25 protein-coding genes, 17 tRNA genes, 1 rRNA gene and 1 pseudogene are annotated in these 24,872 nt (G+C 41.1%); 34 read left to right on the forward strand and 10 right to left on the reverse strand.

The features are described from left to right. Positions 1 to 10: 10 nt before the first annotated feature. From rrf to KZX55_RS06115, 18 genes are all read left to right on the forward strand, one after another. A 5S ribosomal RNA gene (rrf, locus tag KZX55_RS06030) occupies positions 11 to 126 on the forward strand. Between the two features lie 4 nt (positions 127 to 130). Then, a tRNA-Val gene (locus KZX55_RS06035) sits at positions 131 to 203 on the forward strand. A gap of 4 nt (positions 204 to 207) precedes the next feature. Beyond that, a tRNA-Asp gene (locus KZX55_RS06040) sits at positions 208 to 280 on the forward strand. 24 nt (positions 281 to 304) lie between these two features. Continuing rightward, a tRNA-Lys gene (locus KZX55_RS06045) sits at positions 305 to 377 on the forward strand. A 5-nt stretch (positions 378 to 382) separates the two neighbouring features. Then, positions 383 to 464 (forward strand) — tRNA-Leu (locus tag KZX55_RS06050). A 12-nt stretch (positions 465 to 476) separates the two neighbouring features. Further along, a tRNA-Thr gene (locus tag KZX55_RS06055) sits at positions 477 to 549 on the forward strand. Positions 550 to 576: 27 nt separating this feature from the next. Continuing rightward, positions 577 to 648 (forward strand) — tRNA-Gly (locus tag KZX55_RS06060). A gap of 7 nt (positions 649 to 655) precedes the next feature. After that, positions 656 to 741 (forward strand) — tRNA-Leu (locus KZX55_RS06065). A gap of 11 nt (positions 742 to 752) precedes the next feature. Next, positions 753 to 826 (forward strand) — tRNA-Arg (locus KZX55_RS06070). A gap of 16 nt (positions 827 to 842) precedes the next feature. Continuing rightward, positions 843 to 916, forward strand: a tRNA-Pro gene (locus KZX55_RS06075). A gap of 5 nt (positions 917 to 921) precedes the next feature. After that, positions 922 to 995, forward strand: a tRNA-Met gene (locus KZX55_RS06080). A 13-nt stretch (positions 996 to 1,008) separates the two neighbouring features. Next, a tRNA-Ile gene (locus KZX55_RS06085) sits at positions 1,009 to 1,082 on the forward strand. 11 nt (positions 1,083 to 1,093) lie between these two features. After that, a tRNA-Ser gene (locus KZX55_RS06090) sits at positions 1,094 to 1,183 on the forward strand. Positions 1,184 to 1,193: 10 nt separating this feature from the next. After that, positions 1,194 to 1,267, forward strand: a tRNA-Met gene (locus tag KZX55_RS06095). Between the two features lie 3 nt (positions 1,268 to 1,270). Beyond that, positions 1,271 to 1,343: transfer RNA gene (locus KZX55_RS06100), tRNA-Phe, on the forward strand. Between the two features lie 16 nt (positions 1,344 to 1,359). Further along, positions 1,360 to 1,430, forward strand: a tRNA-Gly gene (locus KZX55_RS06105). Positions 1,431 to 1,463: 33 nt separating this feature from the next. Then, a tRNA-Ile gene (locus KZX55_RS06110) sits at positions 1,464 to 1,537 on the forward strand. Between the two features lie 6 nt (positions 1,538 to 1,543). Next, positions 1,544 to 1,631, forward strand: a tRNA-Ser gene (locus KZX55_RS06115). A gap of 62 nt (positions 1,632 to 1,693) precedes the next feature. On the opposite strand, the gene KZX55_RS06120 is transcribed toward KZX55_RS06115, so the two are convergent. Next, on the reverse strand, positions 1,694 to 2,353 hold the full coding sequence (locus tag KZX55_RS06120) for a transposase (RefSeq protein WP_248025699.1): 660 nt from the start codon (positions 2,351 to 2,353) through the stop codon (positions 1,694 to 1,696). 223 nt (positions 2,354 to 2,576) lie between these two features. Between KZX55_RS06120 and KZX55_RS06125 the strand changes: the two genes are divergently transcribed. Beyond that, the gene (locus KZX55_RS06125) at positions 2,577 to 3,281 is read left to right on the forward strand and encodes a hypothetical protein (RefSeq protein WP_248025700.1); all 705 of its coding nucleotides are present in this window, start codon (positions 2,577 to 2,579) and stop codon (positions 3,279 to 3,281) included. Between the two features lie 104 nt (positions 3,282 to 3,385). Here KZX55_RS06125 and birA read toward each other — a convergent pair whose 3' ends face one another. Continuing rightward, entirely contained in the window at positions 3,386 to 4,324 is a 939-nt protein-coding gene (gene birA, locus KZX55_RS06130; protein ID WP_248025701.1) for a bifunctional biotin--[acetyl-CoA-carboxylase] ligase/biotin operon repressor BirA, read from the reverse strand. Then, complete coding sequence (locus tag KZX55_RS06135) at positions 4,324 to 5,181, reverse strand: AraC family transcriptional regulator (RefSeq protein ID WP_248025702.1); 858 nt, start codon at positions 5,179 to 5,181, stop codon at positions 4,324 to 4,326. Before KZX55_RS06135 ends, birA begins: the two co-directional genes overlap by 1 nt. Before the next feature lie 107 nt (positions 5,182 to 5,288). Between KZX55_RS06135 and KZX55_RS06140 the strand changes: the two genes are divergently transcribed. The 13 genes from KZX55_RS06140 (at position 5,289) to KZX55_RS06200 (ending at position 19,684) form a co-directional block, all read left to right on the forward strand. Continuing rightward, the gene (locus KZX55_RS06140; RefSeq protein WP_045616730.1) at positions 5,289 to 7,451 is read left to right on the forward strand and encodes an alpha-galactosidase; all 2,163 of its coding nucleotides are present in this window, start codon (positions 5,289 to 5,291) and stop codon (positions 7,449 to 7,451) included. 34 nt (positions 7,452 to 7,485) lie between these two features. After that, positions 7,486 to 8,736 carry an extracellular solute-binding protein gene (locus KZX55_RS06145; protein WP_248025707.1) on the forward strand — a complete coding sequence of 417 codons (1,251 nt, stop codon included), beginning with the start codon at positions 7,486 to 7,488 and terminating at the stop codon, positions 8,734 to 8,736. 18 nt (positions 8,737 to 8,754) lie between these two features. Next, positions 8,755 to 9,627, forward strand: coding sequence for a carbohydrate ABC transporter permease (locus tag KZX55_RS06150; protein WP_070683603.1), 873 nt, complete (start codon positions 8,755 to 8,757; stop codon positions 9,625 to 9,627). A gap of 16 nt (positions 9,628 to 9,643) precedes the next feature. Continuing rightward, positions 9,644 to 10,477, forward strand: a complete 834-nt coding sequence (locus KZX55_RS06155) for a carbohydrate ABC transporter permease (protein ID WP_248025710.1) — start codon at positions 9,644 to 9,646, stop codon at positions 10,475 to 10,477. A gap of 205 nt (positions 10,478 to 10,682) precedes the next feature. After that, complete coding sequence (gtfA, locus tag KZX55_RS06160) at positions 10,683 to 12,125, forward strand: sucrose phosphorylase (RefSeq protein WP_248025718.1); 1,443 nt, start codon at positions 10,683 to 10,685, stop codon at positions 12,123 to 12,125. Between the two features lie 132 nt (positions 12,126 to 12,257). Further along, a complete protein-coding gene (locus tag KZX55_RS06165; protein ID WP_007517396.1) occupies positions 12,258 to 13,451 on the forward strand; it encodes an O-antigen ligase family protein in 1,194 nt (397 codons plus the stop codon). Positions 13,452 to 13,596: 145 nt separating this feature from the next. Next, entirely contained in the window at positions 13,597 to 14,040 is a 444-nt protein-coding gene (locus tag KZX55_RS06170; RefSeq protein WP_248025723.1) for a MarR family transcriptional regulator, read from the forward strand. A gap of 72 nt (positions 14,041 to 14,112) precedes the next feature. Further along, positions 14,113 to 14,841: an ATP-binding cassette domain-containing protein gene (locus KZX55_RS06175; RefSeq protein WP_221161100.1), complete on the forward strand. Its 729-nt coding sequence runs from the start codon at positions 14,113 to 14,115 to the stop codon at positions 14,839 to 14,841. Then, positions 14,834 to 16,354 (forward strand): ABC transporter permease/substrate-binding protein, encoded by a 1,521-nt coding sequence (locus KZX55_RS06180; RefSeq protein ID WP_248025725.1) that lies wholly within the window; start codon positions 14,834 to 14,836, stop codon positions 16,352 to 16,354. The genes KZX55_RS06175 and KZX55_RS06180 overlap by 8 nt, the downstream gene beginning before the upstream one ends. Before the next feature lie 337 nt (positions 16,355 to 16,691). Further along, a complete protein-coding gene (locus KZX55_RS06185) occupies positions 16,692 to 17,294 on the forward strand; it encodes a hypothetical protein (protein WP_012000350.1) in 603 nt (200 codons plus the stop codon). Further along, positions 17,294 to 18,085 (forward strand): energy-coupling factor transporter transmembrane component T, encoded by a 792-nt coding sequence (locus KZX55_RS06190; RefSeq protein ID WP_000130448.1) that lies wholly within the window; start codon positions 17,294 to 17,296, stop codon positions 18,083 to 18,085. The genes KZX55_RS06185 and KZX55_RS06190 overlap by 1 nt, the downstream gene beginning before the upstream one ends. After that, the gene (locus tag KZX55_RS06195; RefSeq protein ID WP_000343048.1) at positions 18,061 to 18,897 is read left to right on the forward strand and encodes an ABC transporter ATP-binding protein; all 837 of its coding nucleotides are present in this window, start codon (positions 18,061 to 18,063) and stop codon (positions 18,895 to 18,897) included. Before KZX55_RS06190 ends, KZX55_RS06195 begins: the two co-directional genes overlap by 25 nt. Further along, positions 18,884 to 19,684, forward strand: a complete 801-nt coding sequence (locus KZX55_RS06200) for an energy-coupling factor ABC transporter ATP-binding protein (RefSeq protein ID WP_248025728.1) — start codon at positions 18,884 to 18,886, stop codon at positions 19,682 to 19,684. The genes KZX55_RS06195 and KZX55_RS06200 overlap by 14 nt, the downstream gene beginning before the upstream one ends. Positions 19,685 to 19,908: 224 nt before the next feature. On the opposite strand, the gene KZX55_RS06205 is transcribed toward KZX55_RS06200, so the two are convergent. The 4 genes from KZX55_RS06205 to KZX55_RS09175 are packed head-to-tail and all read right to left on the reverse strand — an operon-like array spanning position 19,909 to position 21,243. Next, positions 19,909 to 20,070, reverse strand: coding sequence for a hypothetical protein (locus KZX55_RS06205; RefSeq protein ID WP_248025730.1), 162 nt, complete (start codon positions 20,068 to 20,070; stop codon positions 19,909 to 19,911). Continuing rightward, on the reverse strand, positions 20,058 to 20,285 hold the full coding sequence (locus KZX55_RS06210) for a hypothetical protein (RefSeq protein WP_001152920.1): 228 nt from the start codon (positions 20,283 to 20,285) through the stop codon (positions 20,058 to 20,060). The genes KZX55_RS06205 and KZX55_RS06210 overlap by 13 nt, the downstream gene beginning before the upstream one ends. Positions 20,286 to 20,297: 12 nt before the next feature. Beyond that, positions 20,298 to 20,555: a plasmid replication protein gene (locus tag KZX55_RS06215; RefSeq protein WP_001287840.1), complete on the reverse strand. Its 258-nt coding sequence runs from the start codon at positions 20,553 to 20,555 to the stop codon at positions 20,298 to 20,300. After that, positions 20,548 to 21,243: an IS6 family transposase gene (locus tag KZX55_RS09175; RefSeq protein ID WP_282437546.1), complete on the reverse strand. Its 696-nt coding sequence runs from the start codon at positions 21,241 to 21,243 to the stop codon at positions 20,548 to 20,550. Before KZX55_RS09175 ends, KZX55_RS06215 begins: the two co-directional genes overlap by 8 nt. 39 nt (positions 21,244 to 21,282) lie before the next feature. On the opposite strand from KZX55_RS09175, the pseudogene pnuC reads away from it, so the two are divergent. After that, positions 21,283 to 21,789 (forward strand): annotated as a pseudogene (pnuC, locus tag KZX55_RS06230) (nicotinamide riboside transporter PnuC); the annotation flags it as partial. A gap of 36 nt (positions 21,790 to 21,825) precedes the next feature. Here the strand turns inward: pnuC and KZX55_RS06235 are convergent. Both KZX55_RS06235 and KZX55_RS06240 read right to left on the reverse strand, forming a co-directional pair. Further along, positions 21,826 to 22,158, reverse strand: coding sequence for a hypothetical protein (locus KZX55_RS06235; protein WP_000958145.1), 333 nt, complete (start codon positions 22,156 to 22,158; stop codon positions 21,826 to 21,828). 26 nt (positions 22,159 to 22,184) lie between these two features. After that, complete coding sequence (locus tag KZX55_RS06240) at positions 22,185 to 22,739, reverse strand: TetR/AcrR family transcriptional regulator (RefSeq protein ID WP_248025732.1); 555 nt, start codon at positions 22,737 to 22,739, stop codon at positions 22,185 to 22,187. Between the two features lie 132 nt (positions 22,740 to 22,871). On the opposite strand from KZX55_RS06240, the gene KZX55_RS06245 reads away from it, so the two are divergent. After that, positions 22,872 to 23,741 (forward strand): cation diffusion facilitator family transporter, encoded by an 870-nt coding sequence (locus KZX55_RS06245; RefSeq protein ID WP_248025734.1) that lies wholly within the window; start codon positions 22,872 to 22,874, stop codon positions 23,739 to 23,741. Between the two features lie 54 nt (positions 23,742 to 23,795). On the opposite strand, the gene galR is transcribed toward KZX55_RS06245, so the two are convergent. After that, positions 23,796 to 24,800, reverse strand: coding sequence for a LacI family DNA-binding transcriptional regulator (gene galR, locus KZX55_RS06250; RefSeq protein WP_248025736.1), 1,005 nt, complete (start codon positions 24,798 to 24,800; stop codon positions 23,796 to 23,798). Positions 24,801 to 24,872 lie beyond the last annotated feature (72 nt).

Here is a 24,872-nt window from a genome sequence, read left to right on the forward strand (position 1 = left end):
TTACTCAGAGTTAAGTGATGATAGCCTAGGAGATACACCTGTACCCATGCCGAACACAGTAGTTAAGCCCTAGAACGCCGGAAGTAGTTGGGGGTTGCCCCCTGTGAGATATGGAAGTCGCTTAGCTCGAGGGAGTTTAGCTCAGCTGGGAGAGCATCTGCCTTACAAGCAGAGGGTCAGCGGTTCGATCCCGTTAACTCCCATATAGGTCCCGTAGTGTAGCGGTTATCACGTCGCCCTGTCACGGCGAAGATCGCGGGTTCGATTCCCGTCGGGACCGTTTAAGGTAACGGAAGTTATTTTAGACTCGTTAGCTCAGTTGGTAGAGCAATTGACTTTTAATCAATGGGTCACTGGTTCGAGCCCAGTACGGGTCATATTTGCGGGTTTGGCGGAATTGGCAGACGCACCAGATTTAGGATCTGGCGCTTAACGGCGTGGGGGTTCAAGTCCCTTAACCCGCATAATAGAAAGTAGCCGGCTTAGCTCAGTTGGTAGAGCATCTGATTTGTAATCAGAGGGTCGCGTGTTCAAGTCATGTAGCCGGCATTTTTTTATATAGAATAAGAGGTCGATGCGAACGTAGTTCAGTGGTAGAACACCACCTTGCCAAGGTGGGGGTCGCGGGTTCGAATCCCGTCGTTCGCTTAGAGAGGCCGGGGTGGCGGAACTGGCAGACGCACAGGACTTAAAATCCTGCGATTGGTAACGATCGTACCGGTTCGATTCCGGTCCTCGGCATATAATGATGAGCACCCTTAGCTCAACTGGATAGAGTACCTGACTACGAATCAGGCGGTTAGAGGTTCGACTCCTCTAGGGTGCATTTTTTCTATTTAACGCGGGAAGTAGCTCAGCTTGGTAGAGTACTTGGTTTGGGACCAAGGTGTCGCAGGTTCGAATCCTGTCTTCCCGATTGATGGCGGTGTAGCTCAGCTGGCTAGAGCGTCCGGTTCATACCCGGGAGGTCGGGGGTTCGATCCCCTTCGCCGCTATATTGATCTTGTTGGACCTTTAGCTCAGCTGGTTAGAGCTCTCGGCTCATAACCGAGTGGTCGTAGGTTCAAGTCCTACAAGGTCCATTGTAAATAATGGAGGATTACCCAAGTCCGGCTGAAGGGAACGGTCTTGAAAACCGTCAGGCGTGTAAAAGCGTGCGTGGGTTCGAATCCCACATCCTCCTTTTATATTAACGCGGGATGGAGCAGCTCGGTAGCTCGTCGGGCTCATAACCCGAAGGTCGTAGGTTCAAATCCTGCTCCCGCAATTTGGCTCGGTAGCTCAGTTGGTAGAGCAATGGATTGAAGCTCCATGTGTCGGCGGTTCGATTCCGTCTCGCGCCATATCTTATTTTATTAAGCGGGTGTAGTTTAGTGGTAAAACTACAGCCTTCCAAGCTGTTGTCGCGAGTTCGATTCTCGTCACCCGCTTTGAACGAAAGTTCATACCAAGTTTTTAAACTTGGGCGCGTAGCTCAGGTGGTTAGAGCGCACGCCTGATAAGCGTGAGGTCGGTGGTTCGAGTCCACTCGTGCCCATTAATAGGAGAATTACTCAAGAGGCTGAAGAGGACGGTTTGCTAAATCGTTAGGTCGGGTAACCGGCGCGGGGGTTCGAATCCCCCATTCTCCGTACGTTAAGAGCTGCTAGGCTCTTTTTTTGGCTCTTTGTCAACTGTAGTGGGTTGAAGTCAGCTAAGATCTAGAAAGGACAAATTTCGTTCTTTCTTTTTTGATATTTAGGGCGATAAAAATTCGTTTTTTGAAGTTTTCAAAGTTCCGAAAACCAAATGCATTCCGCTTGATAAGTTTGATGAGATTATTAGTGGCTTCCAATTTTGCGTTGGAATAGGGTAGTTGAAGGGCGTTGACAATCTTCTCTTTATCCTTAGACATAATCTCGGGAAGACGAGAAAAATCATGTTTAAAACGGAAGTCATTGAGCTTTCGAATGACGGTTGAAGTTGAAATGGCAAGCTGGCGGGCAATGTCGGTCATAGAAGTCTTTTCAATCAACTTTTGAGCAATTTTCGGGTTGATGATACGAGGGATTTGATGATTTTTCTTGACGAGAGAAGTCTCAGAGACCATCATTTTCGAGCACTGATAGCACTTGAAACGGCGTTTTCTAAGGAGAATTCTGGTAGGCATACCAGTTGTTTCGAGGTAAGGAATTTTAGATGATTTTTGAAAGTCATATTTCTTCATTTGATTTCCGCAATCAGGACAAGATGGAGCGTCGTAGTCGAGTTTAGCGATGATTTCCTTGTGGGTATCTTTATTAACAACATCCATAATTTGGATATTAGGGTCTTTGATATCGAGTAGTTTTGTGATAAAATGTAATTGTTCCATATGAATCTTTCTAATGAGTTGTTTAGTCGCTTTTCATTATAGGTCATTGGGACTTTTTTTCTAGGCTACATAATCTCCATAGTGGATTTACCTACTACAAATATTATTGAGCTCTATTATCTAATGCTGTTTCAGTAACTTTCATATTAGAAAAAATCATAAATAGACTAGATTTAGTGGTATACTAAGGTTAGGGACTTTAAGTGGCTGGGGGATAATCGAGATGGAAAATGGAGTAAAATTTCATAGTATTTTTTATAGATTTATACTATTTATTTTTGTAGTGATTTTAACTGGGATTTCGATGATCTTAGATACAACAGAAGCTCAAATTCGCTTTTTAAATCTATCCTTGATTGTTGGGCAAGAGGAGTTGAGGATTGTTACAGTTGTAGTTTTGCTCCTTACTTTTCTTCTATCCTTCTTGCTTAAATGGAAATGTTCAATTCATAAAAAAGGGATTTATCTAAGAAAAATTGATTTGTTTGTAGCTTGGGATGAGATTAGAGGTCTTAGCCATGTCTGGATCAATGAATATCATCGTGGACCTCATGGTTTCCTGTTCTATAATCGTAAGACGCTGGTTATTTATAGGAAAAATTACCAGCCGATTTGCCTTTATAGTATTTCATTATTGGCCTTATATGTGGCTAAATGTTATCATCCAAAATTGAAAACCAATATAGTCTTAGCAACGTTAGCAAGTCTCTTCAATATGGCTTTAAATGCATGCTTCTTGTACGAGATGTTTAGTAAAAATTTGGTGAATATAAAAGCTGAAGTCTTTATGTTTTGGCTGCTTTTATATGCTGTTAAAGTTTTTGCGTTGCCATTGATTATGCTTGAATATGAGAATCACTGCTATGGAGCTTCTTTGGTACATAGCACGGCATATAAAAAGAATGCCTCAAAAGCTATCCACCTGTAAATTGTTGATAGGAAGCTAGCTATTTATATATCTGTTACTTTCTACATTCAAACAGCACTATATGCTTGCTAGATGAGATTCTAGACATCATATAGTGCTGTTTGTTAAGTCCAGCTAGTGAGTGAGATTTCACCACTATTGAGCCAGATTTCTGTCTGGTCATCAAGCTGGATAAGGAGTTGTCCTTTGTCGGAGATGTCCTTGGCGACTCCTTTTTTTTCAGTCTGATCCTGGATAAAACTGACCTCTCTTCCTAGAACAAGAGAGTGTTCTTTATAAAGATAGAGTAGTTCTTCGGGTGCTGTTTGGTAGAAACAACGCCAAATTTCTGAGATTAGTTCGTTTCGTGTGATAGGAGCTGGTGGTGTAAAGAGACTTCCAGCTTTTTCTTTTATCTCTTTAGGGAAATCGCTGATGGCAAAGTTGATTCCAACGCCGATAATGACGTCTGTTACTAGTTCTGTTTCCACTGACGTCATGGCTTCGGTGAGGATCCCTACTATTTTTTTATTTTTAAAGTAGATGTCATTTACCCATTTGATATCCACGTCAATCAAGGTGAGGTTTTTAATAGCTTTGTAAATGGCACCTGCTGTAAGTAATGTGTAGGCAGGAAGCTGGTCATAGGTGAGATTTGGTTGAATGTGCAATGACATATAGATCCCCCCCTGTGAAGGAGAGTAGTAGGGACGCTGAAAGCGACCACGACCTGCTGTTTGATATGTGGAAAGATAGAGGGTATCTCCCTTGTTTCCATCCTCAATACCTTTTTTTGCATCTGTTTGGGTTGATTTGGTTTCAGGTTTGTAGAGAATGTTTAAGTTGGTTTTCTCTTGAATCAAATCAGGTAGGATCAAATCGCCTTGAATGAGCTTATATCCTCTATTTTTAACACTGTTGATCATGAGCCCTTCTTGTTGGAGACGTTGGATTGCTTTCCATATGGATGTGCGGCTTAGATTCAGTTCTTGGCCGATTTTTTCTCCGCTGACATAGTCGTTTTCTCTGGCTAGTATTTGGTAGACTTGTTGGTGTGATTTCATTAATTTTCCTTTCTAACTGGAGGGAGGTAAGAGAGTTCTTTTCGAGTCTGGCTGGGTGTTTTATGAAAAAACTGCTTGTAAGCTTTCGAGAAATGGAGTGGGTCTGAAAAGCCGACAGAGTACGCAATGACTTTAATTGATTCTTCAGTATGTTCCAGAAGTTGTTGTGCACGATGCATCCGAACGTAAAGTAGATACTCTTTTGGAGAGAGTTGATGAAATTCTTTAAACACACTAGTTAAGTAACTTCTATGAACCGATAGCTCTTTTGCTAAATCTTGAATGGTGAGCGATTGTGGATAGTGGCTATCAATTAATCGTTTGCAGTCAAGATAGAGTTGGTGGGTTGATGAAATATTCTCTTTTTTCTGATTGGGAGCAATCGTTCCTAGATGAAACATTAGTTCATGGAGTTGTCCCATGATATGGAGTTGAGCCAATTCATTTGATTTTGTAATCTGAGCGAAGCGGACAATATTTTCAACGAGTTTTGCAGTTGTTTGTGTATGACAGTTATTTGACTGGATGAGGTAGGATTGGTCAGAAATTTGAGAGAGAGCAAAGTAGTCAGGTGCCCTCCCTCCAGTGATTCCTAACCAGTAGTAGGCCCAAGGTTCTTTACTATCTGCTTGGTAGAATGTTAATTCATCTGGTTTTAATAGAAAGAAATCTCCTTCTTTTAAATCAACAATTTTACCCTTATAATGGAATTGCCCTTTTCCTTTAGTAATGTAATGGAGTACATGGGTATCTCGAATAGCTGGGCCAAAAGAGTGGTTAGGCGTGCATTCTTCATAGCCGTAAAAGCTAAGAGAAAGGTCAATTGTTCCAGTCTGGTATTCTGAAAAAACGAGCATGGGCCACCTCCTACCTAACATTTTACCATATTCTTGAGACATTTTTCTATTTTAGAAAGCGCTTTTATGTGATAAAATTTTATCAAGAAATTGATGAGGTACAATTTATGGGAATTCGGATAGAAAATAATCTATTTTACGTTGAGAGCAAAGGTCTAAGCTTGATTATTGAAAATAGGGATGGGTTCTTACTATTGAAACATTTAGGAAAGACAATTAAGAACTATAAAGGAGCTAATAGTGTTTACGAACGCGATCATGCTTTTTCTGGTAATCCAATAGCTACTAATCGAACCTTTAGTTTGGATACGCAACGTCAGATTTTTGGACAACATGGCTTAGGTGACTTTAGAAAACCAACTTTACAGGTTCAGCATGATGCAACTGAAGTAACAGACTTTCGATTTGTAGAAGCAAAGATTTTAAAAGGTCAGAATGGTCCACAGGGCTTACCTTCTCCTCACAGCATGGATGCTACAGAGACGCTTGCCTTGATTTTAAAAGATTCTCAAGCTAAACTTAGTCTGACTTTGTATTATACTGCTTTTTATAATGATGCGACAATTGCTAGTTACAGCAAATTGGAGAATAATAGTAATCAGGAAGTTGTCATTCATAAGGACTTTTCTTTTATGGCTGATTTTCCTGCTGCAGCTTACGAAATAGTGACTTTACAGGGAGCTTATGCTCGTGAAAAGACTATCCGACGTCAACAGGTAGAACAAGGAATCTTTTCGATTAGTTCGAACCGTGGTGCTTCTGGTCATGCTCAAACACCAGCTCTTCTCATATGTGATCAAGGAGTCACTGAGGATGCTGGGAATATGTTTGCTCTGCAACTACTGTATAGTGGAAACTTCGAAGCTTTTGTTCAAAAGAATCAACTGAATGAAGTTCGGGTGGCTATTGGCATTAATTCAGAAAACTTTTCTTGGAAGTTAGATCCCAAGGAAAACTTTGAAACACCGGTAGCTTTAGTGACTTATTCAGATAAGGGATTAACTGGTATCAGTCATGAAAGTCAGAATTTTGTACTTAAGCATATTATGCCAAGTCAGTTTTCTAAAAAAGAGCGTCCAATTCTAATCAATAACTGGGAAGCAACTTACTTTGACTTTCAGAGAGAAAAACTGTTAGAACTAGCTGATGAAGCTAAGAAACTTGGAATAGAACTTTTTGTATTAGATGATGGGTGGTTTGGTAATCGCTTTGATGATAATCGTGCTTTAGGTGATTGGGGTGTTAATGAGAAAAAACTGGGTGGAAGTCTAGAAAGTCTGATTTCAGCTATCCATGAAAGAGGTTTGCAGTTTGGGCTTTGGTTAGAACCTGAGATGATTTCCGTTGATAGCAACTTGTATCGTAAACATCCTGACTGGGCTATTCAGGTTCCAGGATATGAGCATACCTATTCTCGAAATCAATTAGTACTTAATCTTGCCAATCCTCAGGTAGTAGAATATTTGAAAAGTGTTTTAGATGAACTCCTCTCTCATCATGATATTGACTACATCAAATGGGATATGAATCGTAATATTACTAAGCTAGGGAATGGATCGAATTATCTGGAGACACAGATGCAATCTCATCAGTATATGTTAGGACTTTATGAACTCGTTTCTTACCTGACAGAGAAGCACAGCCATATTCTCTTTGAGTCCTGCTCTGGTGGTGGTGGTCGAAATGATCTGGGTATGATGCGCTATTTCCCACAAGTCTGGGCTAGTGATAATACTGATGCCATTGCACGTTTACCAATTCAATACGGTTCATCCTATCTCTATCCAACCATTTCTATGGGAGCTCACGTATCAGCTGTACCGAATCATCAGATGGGACGAATGACACCCTTAGAAACTCGTGGTCATGTGGCAATGATGGGGAATCTGGGCTATGAGCTTGATTTGACAAGTTTATCAGATGAGGAGAAAGCTGAGATCGCTAATCAGGTGAACTTGTATAAAGAATTGCGACCAGTAGTCCAGTTGGGAAATCAGTATAGGTTAATCAATCCCAATGCTGAATCCAATGAAGCAGCTCTACAATTTAACTATGGAAATCAAACGATTGTAACCTACGTCAGAGTTCTATCAGTTGTAGAAACAATGGAAACCACCTTGAAACTGAAAGATTTGGAGGTGGAAGGGCTTTATGAGCTGGAAGGGACAAACATTGTTTATTCGGGTGCAGAGCTCATGTATGCAGGTTTAACTGTTACCCTATCACCAGGAGATTTTTTGAGTAGACAGTATAAATTCAAAAGACTATAATAAAAGCGTATAAATTTATCAAGGAGGCATTCCAATGAAATGGTATAAGAAAGCAGGTTTTCTTTTAGTAGCTGGGGCAAGTTTACTAGGCCTAGTGGCTTGTGGTCAGAACAATCAATCAACTGATGGTAAGGTAACGATTGAGTTTTTTAACCAGAAGACCGAGATGGCAGATACCTTGCAAAGGATAGTGGATGATTTTGAAAAGGAACACCCTAATATTGATGTGAAGCTGACTACAGTACCTTCAGCTGGAATTGTTCTAAAGACTCGGATTTTATCAGGAGATGTTCCAGATATTATGAATATCTATCCTCAAAATATGGATTTTCAGGAGTGGGCGAAGGCAGGCTATTTTGCAGATATGACAGGAAAACCCTATCTTGAGAACATCAAGAATGACTATGCCGAAAAGTATGCGATTAATAATAAAGTTTATAGTGTGCCTTTAACGGCCAACCTTTATGGAATCTATTACAATAAAACGAAGTTTAAAGAATTAGGACTTGAGGAACCGAAGACTTTTAAAGAGTTTCAAGAGATTGTTAAAAAGATAAAAGATAGTGGGAATTCTCCGTTTGCGGTTGCAGGCAATGAAGGCTGGACATTAAATGGTTACCACCAACTTTCTCTCATTACTCTTACGGGTAGTGGAGACGCGGCTAATAATTACCTTCGCTTTTCAAAACCAAACGCCATCTCTGCAGATGATGCTATTTTAAAAGCAGATGCAGAACGACTCGATTTATTAGCAGATAATGCTCAAGATGGTTGGCGTGGTGCCTCTTATAATGATGCGGTGGTAGCATTTTCGAGTGGAAAAGCCTGGATGATGCCACAAGGATCATGGGCATTAGCCGCAATTAATCAACAGGATCCAAAATTTGAGGTGGGGATGTTTGCTTTTCCTGGAGAAGAAGTAGGAAAAGAAGTCACTGTTGGTGCAGGGGACATGGCATTATCAACTTCAGCTACTACCAAACATCCGAAAGAAACCGAAGAATTTATCAGCTATATGACTAGTCCAAAAGCTATGCAGTCATACTATGATGTAGATGGATCACCTGTTGCGGTAAAAGGCGTACAGGAAAAAGAAGATTCAGCGCTTGCAGCTATTTCTAAACTGGCATTTACGGACAAACATTATGTTTGGTTGGGCCAACGCTGGAACTCTGAAGAAGACTTTTTTAATCTAAGTACAGGTTACCTGATGGATAAAAATCTGAAAAATATGGCAAACAATCTCAATGCTTTCTTTAATCCAATGAAGGCAGATTTGGACTAGAATAGGAGTTAAGATGATATGGCTATTCGAAAATTTTTAAATAAATACTGGGGTTGGACATTTTTGCTCATCCCGCTTGCTTTACAAGCTATCTTCTTTTACTTTCCAATGGTACAAGGTGCTTTCTATAGTTTGACTAACTGGACTGGATTGACCTATAATTATAAATTTGTTGGTTTAAATAACTACAAATTGCTGATGATTGATGGGAAATTCTTCACAGCCATAGCCTTTACTTTGATTTTAACTCTGGCATTGATTATTGGAGAGATTACGATTGGGATGGTTGTGGCACGAGCCTTAAATTCTAAGATGAAGGGGCAGACCTTCTTTAGAGCTTGGTTCTTTTTCCCGGCTGTTTTGTCTGGTTTGACAGTTTCCTTGATTTTTAAACAATTCTTCAACTATGGGCTTCCAACGATTGGAAAAATTTTAGGAATTAGCTTTTTACAAGAGAGTCTATTGGGGACACCTGTCGGAGCGGTAGTGGCAACTATTTTTGTTCTTCTATGGCAAGGAGTAGCAATGCCAATTATTCTCTTTCTTGCTGGTCTTCAGAGTATTCCAAATGATATTTTAGAGGCAGCATCAATTGATGGTGCAACAAGCAAACAAACTTTTTGGAAAATTGAATTACCCTATTTGCTACCAACGATTTCTATGGTTTTTATTCTGGCTCTTAAGTCTGGTTTGACAGCCTTTGACCAAATTTTTGCGTTGACGAGTGGTGGTCCAAATAATGCTACAACGTCTCTTGGACTTTTAGTCTACAACTATGCTTTCAAGAGTAATCAATATGGATATGCGAATGCAATTGCCTTGATTTTATTCTTAATTATTGGAATTGTTTCTATTATCCAAATCAAGCTATCAAAGAAATTTGAAATCTAATAGAGGAGTCCTACACATGAAAAAAGAAGAAAAATTGAATCAGTTTTGGAAATATGTCCTCTTGATAGTCGGTGGTATTCTTATACTTGTTCCTTTGTTGGTAACAGTATTTAGTTCTTTCAAGACAACTAAGGATATCATGAATCATTTCTTTAGTTTGCCCAATCCTTTTACCTTAAGTAATTATGAACGATTAATTTCGGATGGAATTGGAGGCTATTTCTGGAATTCAGCTGTTATTACGATGTTATCATTGATTGTAGTAGCTTTCTTTATACCAGCTGCAGCTTATTCCATTGCTCGAAACATGTCCAAGAAAAAAGCCTTTGCAATTATGTATTCGTTCTTGATTTTGGGGATATTTGTTCCATTTCAGGTGATCATGATTCCGATCACAGTTATGATGAGTAAACTCGGTCTGGCAAATATGTGGGGGCTAGTAATACTCTATCTAACTTATGCTATTCCACAGACTCTCTTCTTGTATGTTGGTTATATAAAAATCAGTGTACCAGATAGTTTGGACGAAGCTGCGGAAATTGATGGGGCTGATCGTTTTACAACTTATCGTCGAATCATTTTTCCAATGTTGAAGCCCATGCATGCGACAACTTTGATCATCAATGCATTATGGTTCTGGAATGACTTTATGTTGCCATTGTTGATATTAAATAAGGATTCTAAGATGTGGACTTTGCCTCTCTTCCAGTACAATTACCAAGGTCAGTATTTCAATGACTATGGTCCAAGCTTTGCATCCTATATTGTGGGAATTGTAACGATAACCATTGTCTACCTCATCTTCCAAAAACATATTATTTCAGGAATGAGCAACGGGGCAGTGAAGTAAGATGAAATTAGAGAATCTATAATTTCTGATATAGAGGAACAGTTCAGCTTGTTGACACTTCTATGTAGAAAACAAGAAAGTCGTACTTAGTTACTTGCAGTTTATAGTAGTATGAGCTCGAAGTGAACAAAAATCTAAAAATATCTTTCATTTACGAAGCCAGGTCATATAAGACTTGGCTTTCATCAGAAAAAGGAGACCATCTATGACCATTCAAAATAAAACTATGTTGATTACTTACTCAGATAGTCTTGGAAATAACCTTAGAGACTTGTATGAGAATTTGGAAGAACATTTTGGCAATGCTATTGGTGGAGTTCACCTTCTACCATTTTTCCCGTCAACAGGAGATCGTGGATTTGCACCGGTTGACTATTACGAAGTGGATCCAGCGTTTGGTGACTGGGAGGATGTTAAGCGTTTAGGTGACAAATATTATCTTATGTTTGACTTTATGATTAACCATATTTCTCGTCAATCTAAGTATTATAAGGACTATCAAGAAAAACATGAAGCTAGTGAATTTAAAGAGCTCTTTTTAAGCTGGGATAAGTTTTGGCCGGAAAATCGTCCGACACAAGCTGATGTGGATTTAATATACAAACGTAAGGATCGTGCACCAAAGCAAGAGATCGTTTTTGAAGATGGTTCAGTAGAACATTTGTGGAATACTTTTGGTGAGGAGCAGATTGATCTTGATGTGACCAAAGAAGTAACGATGGCATTCATCCGTAAGACCATTCAGCACCTGGCAAGTAATGGTTGTGATTTGATTCGTCTAGATGCCTTTGCTTATGCAGTGAAGAAATTGGATACCAATGATTTCTTTGTGGAACCAGATATTTGGGATTTATTGGACAAAGTTCGAGATATCGCTGCTGAGTATGGGACAGAGCTCTTACCTGAGATTCATGAACACTATTCGATTCAGTTTAAAATAGCGGACCATGATTACTATGTTTACGATTTTGCTCTTCCAATGGTGACTCTTTATACTCTTTACAGTTCCAGAACAGAGCGTTTGGCTAAGTGGTTAAAGATGAGCCCGATGAAGCAATTTACGACTCTAGACACCCATGATGGGATTGGAGTGGTGGATGTAAAGGATATCCTGACTGATGAGGAAATTGACTATGCTTCAAATGAGCTCTATAAGGTTGGAGCTAATGTTAAACGTAAGTACTCCAGTGCAGAGTATAACAATCTAGATATCTACCAAATCAATTCAACCTATTATTCTGCACTTGGAGATGATGATGTCAAGTATTTCCTTGCCCGTTTGATTCAAGCTTTTGCTCCAGGCATTCCTCAGCTTTACTATGTGGGTCTATTAGCAGGTAAGAATGACTTGAAATTATTAGAAGAAACCAAAGAAGGTCGAAATATTAATCGTCATTACTATACCAATGAGGAAATAGCAGAAGAAGTTCAACGTCCTGTGGTGAAGTCTCTTCTCAATCTATTTTCTTTCCGTAATCAATCAGAGGCCTTTGACCTAGAAGGGACTATTGACGTTGAAACACCAACAGCTCACAGCATTGTAATCAAACGTCAAAATAAAGACAAGTCCGTAACAGCAGTAGCAGAAATTGATTTGCAAAGTCAGACCTATCAAGTAGTAGAAAACGGCAGAAAAATTCAGTTCTAGTGCTATATTAATGAAACAGTTTTTTTGTGGCGAAAACGTGTTCATTGTTCCCAAATGACGGAAAAAATGGTAGAATATAAAGATAGTTTAGCATTTATCTTCTGGAGAATTCCAGAACAGAAAGGATCCGTTTTGAAATCAATTGGATTACTGGATAAGATAAGAGGGCTTTCGAAAAAAGATTTCTTTTTGTATTTGATGATCATAAGTATCTTTTTACCTTTTTATTTGTTCTTAGCGCTCTTTGCTTTATATTTGATAGGTTTACTTGTTACTGGGGAGATGAAGGGAATTATCAAAGGATTAATCAAACATCCTGTGCTTCTCTTTTTTATTGCCTACAGTAGTATCATCTCTATCGTTGCCAAGAACTGGCTTGGATTGGTTGCATCTTTACTGATGTTTCTCTTCCTCATTTTCTTTAGTTATTACCAGAAACGTCTGACACATGCTTTCTTTCGACTGATACTGCAGACAATCTTGTTTGGTAGTGTGCTCTCTGCAGCTTTTGCTACTTTGGAGCATTTTCAAATTGTAAAGAAATTTAACTACGCCTTTCTTTCGCCAAATATGCAAGTATGGCACCAAAACCGTGCAGAGGTGACCTTCTTTAATCCTAACTATTATGGGATTATCTGTTGCTTCTGTATCATGATTGCCTTTTACCTCTTTACAACGACGAAGTTAAGATGGTTAAAAATCTTTTGTGTGCTAGCAGGTTTTGTGAATCTATTTGGTTTGAATTTTACGCAAAATAGAACGGCCTTCCCTGCCATCATTGCTGGTGCCATCATTTATCTCTTTACAACCATTAAAAACTGGCGTGCCTTCTGGCTCAGTATTGGTGTTTTCGGGATTGGCCTTTGTTTCCTCTTCTCAAGCGATTTGGGTGTCCGTATGGGAACCCTAGATTCTTCAATGGAAGAGCGTGTTTCAATCTGGAATGCGGGTATGACTTTGTTCAAGCAAAATCCGATCTGGGGTGAGGGTCCACTGACCTATATGAATTCCTATCCGAGAATTCATGCACCTTACCACGAACACGCGCATAGTCTTTACATCGATACTATTTTAAGTTATGGTTTGATTGGAACCATTCTCCTATCCATTTCTTCGGTTATCCCGGTTCACATGATGATGGATATGAGTCAGGAGTCTGGCAAACGACCAATTATCGGTCTTTATCTCTCCTTCCTTACAGTAGTCGCTGTACATGGAATTTTTGACTTGGCTCTCTTCTGGATACAGTCAGGATTCATCTTCTTGCTAGTTATGTGCAGTCTACCACTGGAACATCGAACACTGGTGTCCGAAATGACAGATTAAGTTGATCAAGATTAGAGATCTTCTACTTTAGGTAGGAGGTCTTTTTTTGTTTGGTGAAAATTATTTCTAAGTCGAAATAGTTGACAGATGGAACGACAGGTGTTACAATAAAAACAATTCGATATAGAAATAAAATGGAGAGGTCATGAAAGATAGTCATTTGGTTGCCCATCATATTCGTTTGTTGAATGGACGGATTTTTCAAAAGTTACTGAGTCAGGATCCGGAGGCTCTTTATCGAAGTGAGCAGGGCAAGATTCTCACTGTTTTATGGAATAGTGAAACTGGCTGTGCAACTGCGACAGATATTGCGCTGGCGACTGGTCTCACCAATAATACGCTCACAACCATGATTAAGAAACTTGAGGAGCAAAACCTGGTCGTCATTAGCCCATGTGGAATAGATAAGAGAAAGAAGTATGTCGTTTTGACTGAACTTGGTTCGTTCCAGAAAGAAGTTGGCTATCGTGTTAGTCAAAAGTTGGATGCAATTTTTTATAAAGGATTCACTGAGGAAGAAATTCGTCAGTTTGAAGCCTTTCAAGAAAGAATTTTGGCTAATCTGAAAGAGGAGGAAAATGGGGTTTAGAATGGGGTAAATTAGTTATTAAAAGTTTGGTAACTTGACCAACCGAGGAAAATTTTAAATTGAGGACAAAGAATGATTGAATACAAGAATGTAGCGCTACGCTATACAGAAAAAGATGTTTTGAGAGATGTCAATTTACAGATTGAGAATGGGGAGTTTATGGTTTTAGTTGGGCCTTCTGGGTCAGGTAAGACGACTATGATTAAGATGATTAACCGTCTCTTGGAACCAACTGATGGAAATATTTATATGGATGGCAAGCGCATCAAAGACTATGATGAGCGTGAGCTTCGTCTTTCTACTGGTTATGTTTTACAGGCCATTGCTCTGTTTCCCAATCTAACGGTTGCGGAAAATATCGCCCTTATTCCTGAGATGAAGGGTTGGACTAAGGAAGAAATTGCTCAGAAAACAGAAGAGCTTTTGGCTAAGGTTGGCTTGCCAGTAGCTGAGTATGGGCATCGACTTCCGAGTGCATTATCTGGTGGAGAACAGCAACGGGTCGGTATTGTCCGTGCTATGATTGGTCAACCTAAGATTCTCCTCATGGATGAACCCTTTTCAGCCTTGGATGCTATTTCTCGCAAGCAGTTGCAGGTTCTGACGAAAGAATTGCATAAAGAGTTTGGGATGACAACCATTTTTGTAACCCATGATACGGATGAAGCTTTGAAGTTGGCGGACCGTATTGCCGTTTTGCAGGATGGAGAGATTCGTCAGGTGTCGAATCCTGAGACCATTTTAAAAGCTCCTGCAACAGACTTTGTTGCAGACTTGTTTGGAGGTAGTGTTCATGACTAATTTAATCTCAACTTTTCAGGATCGTTTTAGTGATTGGTTGACAGCATTATCTCAACACCTGCAGTTGTCACTTTTGACCTTGTTACTAGCTATTTTGCTTGCTATTCCCTTGGCTGTTTATCTTCGCTATCATGAGAAGTTGGCGGATTGGATTTTACAGATTGCGGGGATTTTCCAGACCATCCCGTCTCTGGCCTTGTTGGGGCTCTTTATTCCCTTGATGGGAATTGGAACCTTGCCAGCTTTGACAGCGCTAGTGATTTATGCGATTTTTCCGATTTTGCAAAATACCATCACTGGGCTGAAGGGAATTGATCCGAGTCTGCAGGAGGCTGGAATTGCCTTTGGGATGACCAGATGGGAGCGTCTCAAGAAGTTTGAAATTCCACTTGCCATGCCTGTTATCATGTCTGGGATTCGGACGGCAGCGGTCTTAATTATCGGTACGGCAACCTTGGCGGCCTTGATTGGGGCAGGGGGACTGGGTTCCTTTATCCTTTTGGGGATTGACCGTCATAATGCCAGTCTGATTTTGATTGGGGCCCTTTCTTCTGCAGTGCTGGCCATTGGCTTTAACTTCCTACTAAAAGTAATGGAAAAAGCGAAATTGCGGACGATTTTCTCTGGCTTTGCCTTGGTGGCTTTATTACTGGGTCTGTCTTATAGTCCAGCTCTTTTGGCTCAAAAAGAGAAAGAGAATTTGGTTATTGCTGGGAAATTGGGACCGGAACCAGAAATCTTGGCCAATATGTATAAATTGCTGATTGAAGAAAATACCAGTATGACTGCGACTGTTAAACCGAATTTTGGGAAAACAAGCTTCCTCTATGAAGCTCTGAAAAAAGGGGATATTGATATCTATCCTGAATTTACTGGTACGGTGACTGAAAGTTTACTTCAACCAGCACCTAAAGTAGGTCATGAGCCAGATCAGGTTTATCAAGTGGCGCGTGATGGCATTGCCAAACAGGATCATCTGGCTTATCTCAAACCTATGTCTTATCAAAATACCTACGCTGTAGCTGTTCCGAAAAAGATTGCTCAAGAATATGGCTTGAAGACCATTTCGGACTTGAAAAAAGTGGAAGGGCAGCTGAAGGCCGGTTTTACACTCGAGTTTAATGACCGTGAAGATGGCAATAAGGGCTTGCAATCAATGTACGGTCTCAATCTCAACGTAGCGACCATGGAGCCAGCTCTTCGCTACCAGGCAATTCAGTCAGGCGATATTCAAATCACGGACGCCTATTCGACCGATGCAGAGTTGGCGCGTTATGATTTACAGGTCTTGGAAGATGATAAGCAACTCTTCCCACCATATCAAGGGGCTCCTCTGATGAAAGAAGCTCTTCTCAAGAAACATCCAGAGTTGGAAACGGTTCTTAATAAATTGGCTGGTAAGATTACAGAAAGCCAGATGAGCCAGCTTAACTATCAAGTCGGTGTCGAAGGCAAGTCAGCAGAACAAGTAGCCAAGGAGTTTCTCCAAGAACAAGGATTGTTGAAGAAATAGATTGAAAATGTCAAACTCAACTTCTTTAAATGACCATACAGAAGAATGCTCAGACAATGTTGTCTGGGCTTTTTTGATGTTAGAGTTACTGAAGGTCACTTAAAATGGAAAGGAAGAGAAAATTTTCAGGATTTTCTAAAATTTTACTGTAAAGACACTTGACTATTCACAAAATAGGTGTATAATGTGTTGTGAACTACTTAACAAATAAAGATTTCCAGCTCATATCGACTAAGGATGGAAATCTTGTGTATAGACAGTTCAGTAGATATATAATAGAGCGTTACGTCCGAAAGTCATTCCTGACACGGCTCTTTAAAAACAAAAGGAGAAGATTATGAAAACAGAACCGATTCATCGTACCAGTATGTGGAAATTTAAGTTAAGTGCTGCCACCATGACTTTGATTCCCGCTGCAGTGGGGATTAACTATGTTGCCAAAGCCTTGGCGGAGGGGTTAAAGTTGCCCGTTTGGCTGGGGTCTTTGGGAACCTTTCTTGCCAGCATGTTGGCTGGGCCGGTTGCCGGTGCCATTAGTGGTTTCATCAACAACGTGATCTATGGGCTGACCTTATCGCCAATTTCAACCGTGTATGCGATTACCAGTATCGGAATTGGGATTGCTGTCGGAGTTTTGCACGCCAATGGGTGGTTCTCGTCAGCGCGACGAGTATTTGTTTCTGCTATTATTATTGCCATCGTTTCAGCTGTCATTTCAACGCCGCTCAATGTCATCTTTTGGGGTGGTCAGACCGGTATCGCTTGGGGTGACTCATTGTTTGCGGTAATGGTCGCCAATCATGCACCAGTGTGGCTGGCCTCATTTACCGATGAGTTTGTCTTGGATATTTTGGATAAAGTCTGTGTGGCCTACCTGGCATTCTTCATCTATCGTCAGCTGCCGAAGCGGATGGTGCACTTCTTTAGCGATGATAAATGATGACTGATAAAACATTGATTTCTGGAGCGCCACGGGTCAAGCTCAAGTGGTACCAGGTGATCGATCCGATTACTAAGCTCTTGTTCATCTTGGACATGACGTTGTTGAGCTTTGCCAGTATGAATTTATTGCTTCAGGCCGGATTAATTCTTGTTGCAACACTGCTATTGTTATTTTCCAAATTGAGTTCTACCACCTTTAAGGCGCTGGGATTCAGCCTGTTTCTGATTTGCACCATGCTGATCATCCAAGGGTTATTTTACAGTCGGAATCAAACTGTGCTGTTTTCTGTGCTTGGGGTGTCGTTCTACAAAGAAGGCCTGATTTACGCCACCACTCTGGGTTGTCGAGTATTGGTGATTATTTTGACCAGTGGCTTTTTTATGGTGACCACGAGTATTTCAGAAAACGCGGCCTATTTGGAACTGTCCGGATTGTCTTATAAAACCGTCTACGTTCTGATGTCGGTGTGTTATATTTTGCCGGAAATGATGCGCAATATGCGGAAAATCCAGCAGGCACAAAAAGTTCGCGGAACCAATCCGCAAAAAACGTTGATTCAGAAATTAAAGTCAGTCCTGCCGGTTCTAATTCCATTGGTGATTAAGACCTTGGATCAATCGATGACGCGGTCGATTTCTCTCCAACTGAGAGGTTTTGATAATCTCAACCGGACTGTCAGAACCTCCCAGCGCGTGTATCGCCTGTCGCGGACGCTGCACATTGGTCTGACTGGATTGGCAATTTTATTGATTGGGTGGAAGATATGGACGAAGATAAACGGATTGTAATTGAAAATTTGACCACCCGTTATCCGGGTACTGAGCAACCACAACTGCGTCAGATTAACGCGGAGGTTCATACCGGCCAGGTGGTTGGGATTATCGGGAATAGCCACTCCGGCAAATCGACTTTGTGCCGTGTGCTGGCAGGGGTCATTCCCAAAATTGTGTCTGCTGAGATTGAGGGCGATTGGCACATGTTTGGCCAGCGAGTGTCTGACAATTGGCCCGTTTATAATGCCATGAATGGAGTTGTACTGCAAAATCCAGCTGGCCAACTAAGCGGGTTGGCAGACACGGTTGCCGATGAAATCGCCTTTGACTTGATTAATCAGGGAATGGCTGAAGGACTGATTCAAAAACGGGTTGAAGAAGTTGCCACGCAAATGGGGCTGATTGAACAGCTGAATTTGCGTCCCGAGAGCCTTTCCGGTGGTCAGATCCAGCGGTTGGCAATTGCCACGGCGATTGTGGCTAATCCGGCTGTTTTGATTATGGATGATCCGACCAGTGAGATGGATCCCCTTGGCCGCCGGCAATTTTTCCAATGGCTGGCCCAAGTCAAAGAGACGACTGTCTTCATTGTCACCAGTGAAATTGACGATTTGTGCGAAGTCGCCGATGTTGTGTGGGTGCTGCACGAGGGTCAAATGGTAGCCCAGGGCAGGCCGGGTGAGGTGTTTAATCATTTGGCAGCTGACTGGCAGATTCCAGCCCCGACAATCCAGCAACTTGCTCAAAAAATGGATTGGCACTTGGCTGATGGCCGGTATCCGGTGAATTACGCTGATCTGAAGGAGGTTCGTTATGTCCACAATTGAACTGAGCCACCTGACGTTCACTTATCCGGAACGGTCCTTTAGCTTGGATGTTGAAGACAAACACTTCGCCGATTCGATGGTGGCGATTGTCGGCCAAAATGGTGCCGGCAAATCAACGCTCTTCAAATTGTTGACGGGCTTGCTGACACCACAAACCGGTGTGATTAAGATCGATGGAGAAAATTTTAATGATCTTAAACCAGTCGAAAAGTTACTGAAGGTTGGGATTACTTTTCAGAATCCTGACGATCAGCTTTTCAACCCGACCGTTCAACGAGAGGTGGAGTGGAATGTCGCGCAGGTCATGGATGACCACGACACGATTACGAGGCGGGCTTTAGCGGCTCTAAAAAGAGTTGGCTTGGATGATAAAACAGCTGAAAGTCCATATGACCTGTCATTGTCGGAACGCAAGCTGTTGAGCGTTGCCACAGTTTTGGCAGTGGATCCGGCGATTTATTTATTTGATGAGCCGATGATGTCGCTTGATTGGGAAAGCCGGCGCAAGTTGACCGCAATTTTCCATCAGTTGGCTGATTCGGGCCACCAAGTTGTGACCATCACCCATGACATGGATTGGGTCGCCGCCGAGTTTGAGTCGGTGTATGTTATGGAACACGGGAAGTTTGGCTTCGCCGGCAGTCCACGGGAATTGTTCAGCAATCACGCACTTGTCCAGCGAGTGGGATTACTACCACCGCGGATTATGGACATAGCGGAGTCGCTGGGTGATTCACAGACATATTTATCGGTTAATGATTATTGCCAGAAAAATCGAGATGTATAGAAAAAGTCACCTCTGCGGGTTTTCCAGGTTGAAGGATTAACTTCAGCTTCTGGCAAGAACTCACATGGGTGACTTTTGTGTTTAATAACGTTTCATGATCATCGGGTGCTTCCTCAGATCACTCGGTTTGATTTTACTTTGTTTCATGGTCATAATCATATACCATTTCTTTTGGATTTTTTGTTTGACTAATACAAAATAGGTCTTCATAGGTCTTCGCATTTTTAGCGCCCATTAGGATCATCAGTATAATTTTCTGAATTAGGAGACTGTCCCATCGCTATTCGAACTTCGTCTCCCAACTTACGCTGTTCCCATTCATCCGTGAATCCTTTAAATCGCAATTCTGGAACTTTCTTTTTAACTGAATCATCTATTTTCGCCATAGTCCCCACCATTTTATTGGTTTTTCTTGTTCTTCTATCCTTTTTTGATCTTTGATTTGTTCCTGCAAATTTTCCAACTTCTCTTTAAGAGCGTTCACTTCATCTTTATATTGATTGTCTAAGTGTTTGAATTCTGTTTCCTGTGAGGGCATTTTGAGGGCTTTTAAGTTATCATTTTCCGCCTTGTATTCTTCTAGCAACTTTTTATCTTGCAAGGCTAATCGTTGTTACTGGTCTAACAAATTAGTTAGTTTTTCTATTTGTTGGTCTTTGCTACTTATTTGTTGGTCTTTGGTATTTGATTTGCTACTACTTTCTACTTTACCTAAAATTATTTTTTCTGCTTTAGAATTTATTAGATTAGACCCATTGGAACTTTTAAGCTGTAATTCTTTTGGTAACCTTTGGTAGTGATATTGAATATTTTGTTTTGTAACACTCAACTCATCCGCCAGCTCTTTGATCGTTTTTAAGTCTTCACTCATGGTTTAAGTCCTGCCTTTTAACCGTTGGTAGATATTGTTCAATGGCTGTTTTGAGGTAGCGTGCGATATTATGCTTAGAATATTCTTCACGTCTGCTGGCAACATAAGACAAGTGGTCTTTGACACTATTTAGCCCTCTTAATTCTTTCAGTTCGTCATAGAGGGGGTAAACATGGACTTGCAATCCTGCCATGATTTTTGTATCTTGCATTTCAAACGGACTTAGCAACATATTTTCTAGCAATAGCGTGGTGTACTTGCTTTTCATTGCTTCAATAGCTAGCTTATCTTCGGTTTCTGCTTTGCGTGCTTTATCTTCTTGATAGGCGGTATCTTCTAACTTATAGCTGTTATCGTCTGCTCGACGTTTCTTTCGTAACCAGATATCCAATGTTAAACCGTCCGCATCAATCGCTCGATAGAGATAATACCAACGCCCCTTAATTTTGATATAGGTTTCATCCATTTTCCACGAATAGAAGGACTGTTTATTTTTCTTTTTCCAGAGATGATAGAGGATTTTACTGTATTCTTGAACCCACCGATAAATCGTAGTGTGACAAACATTTATTCCACGGTCATAAAGCAATTCCTGAACTTCACGATAGCTCAGATTGTAACGTAGGTAATAACCAACAGCGACAATGATGACGTCTTGTTGGAATTGTTTGCCTTTAAAATGATTCATCTCTCAAGCCTTACTAACCTTTTTTCTGCTCTTTGAGAAGCTGAAGGTCGTGCTAGTAACTACCTATTTGGTTTGATTAATTCCATCATTTATCTGGTGCTTGCCCTTCAAAAAGGCTTCTATGGTGAGGTTTTAACAACTCTCTATTTTACAATTATGCAGCCAATTGGTCTCTTGGTTTGGATTTATCAAGCCCAGTTTAAGAAAGAACAACAAGAGTTTGTCGCGCGTAAGCTGGACGGTAAAGGTTGGACCAAGTATCTTTCCATTAGTGTTCTTTGGTGGTTGGTATTTGGATTCATTTATCAGTCTATCGGAGCCAATCGTCCTTATCGTGATTCTATCACCGATGCGACTAATGGGGTTGGGCAAATTCTCATGACAGCTGTTTACCGTGAACAATGGATATTCTGGGCAGCTACCAATGTCTTTTCTATCTATCTCTGGTGGGGAGAAAGCCTGCAAATTCAAGGGAAATACCTGATTTACCTGATCAATAGTCTAGTTGGGTGGTATCAGTGGAGCAAGGCAGCAAAAAGCGCTTAAAAAAGTAAAAAAGGATCAGATGATCCTTTTTTTGTGTTAGAGCAAAATGAATAATACCGTAATGACAATAGCACTCGTTATACGAATAATGTGGTGCGATATATGTTGATTTTCTTGCTGTCGCCCGTTCCAGTAGGCACCATAGCAGACGATACTCGAACCCACAATCCATAGTAGAATGGTTGCCAGTGGGACGAAGTAAAAGATAGCTAGAGCCAGAGAAGTGATGCAACTGCCGACCAAGATGCACGTGTTTCCCAGACTGTAGTTCTTTTGTTTCATGGCTGAAAAAGCAGCAGCAAGGTGAAGTAATGAGAATGCGAGAGCTAGTACGATTGTTAGTATTCCTAGAATCATCGAAGTTAACATAGTTGGTTCCTTTCTGAGTTACAGGCTTAGTTATCAAGTGGAGTTGTAGAGGTCATCTCCATTACATCAAGGTAAAATCTCACCACTTGGTCTTCTGTATAAGATTTTCCTTTTTTTAGCCACCAAGTTAGAGTCTCGATAAAGTTCGTCACAACAAAATGCTGGAGGTAGGAGGCCGGAATGTTTGGATAGGCCTCTTGCAAGTCATCCGCCACCATGGGATAGACGTGGTGTTCGAGTTCCTTGTGTAGTTGGCGGAGGAAGTAGTCGTTTTTGGAAAAAAGGAGACTGGTGACACGGTCCTGGTTTTTCTGAAAATGTAAAAAGATATGAGCGAGGTAGTCCTCGGTAGTAAAGTGTCCTTCCCTTTCAAAGAGATGATGAAAGAGGTAGCGACAGAGCTCATCTAAAAGGAGTTCCTTACTTTCATAATGACAGTAAAAAGTAGAACGTCCAACATCTGCTAGGTCAATGATATCCTGAACAGTAGTGTCATCATAGCCTTTGTCGTTTAAAAGTTGTAAAAAAGCTTGATAGATGGCTTTTTTAGTCTTGTTGACTCGACGGTCTCTTTTTAGCATATAGACACTTGAGACAAACTGTTCAGAACTGAACATGGCTGACAGTTTGCTTCTATCCTTTCTTTGGATTTTATTAGATAATACAAATGAAAGAAGTATGTATATACCCATTATACCAAAGGAGGGAGAGAAATGAGTTCTAAAACATCTATCTGGTTAGCTTTTTTCTTAAATTTAAGCTATGCGATTGTTGAGTTTATCGCAGGAGGAATCTTTGGTTCGAGTGCAGTTCTTGCTGATTCTGTTCATGACCTGGGGGATGCTATAGCCATTGGCATCTCAGCCCTTTTAGAAACTATCTCCAATCGTGAAGAAGATAGACAGTACACCTTGGGTTACAAGCGTTTCAGCCTTTTAGGGGCCATGCTAACGGCCGTGATTCTTATGATAGGGTCTGTCCTAGTGATCTTGGAAAATGTCACAAAGATCGTTCACCCGCAACCTGTTAATGAAAATGGCATCCTCTGGCTGGGAATCATTGCAGTGGCCATTAATGTGCTAGCAAGTCTGGTAGTTCGTAAAGGAAAGACAAAGAATGAGTCTATTCTTAGCTTGCATTTTTTGGAAGATACCCTTGGTTGGCTGGCTGTCATTCTAATGGCGATTATCCTCCGATTTACAGATTGGTATATCCTCGATCCACTCTTATCGCTTATTATTTCCATCTTTATTCTGTCGAAAGCCATTCCTCGCTTTTGGAGCGCACTGAAGATTTTCCTAGATGCTGTGCCAGAAGGGGTCGAGACAAGTGATTTGGAGAAGGATTTAGAGGCTCTTCCCAATGTCAAAAGTGTTAACCAACTTAGCATTTGGTCCATGGACGGTCTAGAGAACAATGCTATTGTTCACATTTGTATCAAGGACTGGGAGCAGATGATGGAGACCAAAGAAGTGGTGCGTCAATGTTTAGAAGAAAGAGGCGTGCAGAATATCACTATTGAAGTAGATAGCAGTCAAAGCAATCATGCGCAACATAAGCGGAGGGTGAGAGAGTTAGAGTAGAAGCATGGGTATCATCATTAGAAAAACGATCTCGCTAGAGGTCGTTTTGTTATCCTATTCATTCCTCGTACTTTCTCTCAGAGTTAGTCTGGTTCCCAGCATAGTCAGGCTGGGAATTTTCCGACCATGGAGAACTTCCTTGTTAAGAATATCCATGCCTGCTCGGCCCATTTCCTCAGTATAGACGGTAATGCTAGAAAGAGGAGGATAGACCTGCTTGGTCAGGCTGGTGTCGTTAAAAGAAATGAGGCTGACGCGGTCTGGCAGGCTGATTCCAGCTTCTTGAAGTGCACGGAGGGCACCGATGGCTAAACTATCGCTGGCGGTGAAAAAGGCTGGTGGGAGTTTATCACCCAACTTGTGAATGGCCTCCTTCATCAGGTCATAGCCAGACTGGGCAGTAAAGCTCCCTTGAAAGACCAGTTCTTCATGGTAGATTCCTTTTGCTTGGGTAATGTCTTTGAAATTTTCTAGCCGCTTATCCTCAATGATTTCTTCTTGGTCGGTTGTTTCCTCAAGGCCTGTTAGAATGCCAATCCGATCCAGTCCCTGACTGAGGAAATGGTCTACAACTTGTTTCACAGCAGTGTAAAAGTCCGTAATAATGCAGGTATGTCCCAATGAAAGTGTATCGCTGTCTAAAAAGACCAGGGGTTTTTGGTATTCTTCAAAGGCAGAAATCTGAGCTCGGCTGAACTTTCCAATACAGAGTATCCCGATTACTTCCTCACTCAGTGTAAAAGGATGGTCATTAAAATAGCGCAAGATATCATAGTCCAACTCTTGGGCTCTTTTTTCAATACCGAGACGAATCTGGTAGTAGTAGAGGTCGTCTAGCTCCCCCTGCTCGCTGACCCATTGGATAATGGCAATTTTCTGCTTGGGCTTGTGGGATTCGCCTGTCTTGAGGTGCTTGGTATAGCCCAGCTCTTCAGCGACAGTTAAAATACGGTGTCTGGTTTCTTCTGTAACAGATAGACTCTGGTCGCGATTGAGGACACGAGATACGGTCGCGATAGAGACAGAGGCTAGCTGTGCAATGTCTTTTAAGGTAGCCATAAATCTTCCTCCTTTTAGGTTAGTATATCATATTTTTCTTCTTTTTACCTATTTTTTAGTAAAACTTTAGTA

It is taken from the genome of Streptococcus halitosis, assembly GCF_023147855.1.
GTDB lineage: Bacteria > Bacillota > Bacilli > Lactobacillales > Streptococcaceae > Streptococcus > Streptococcus halitosis_B.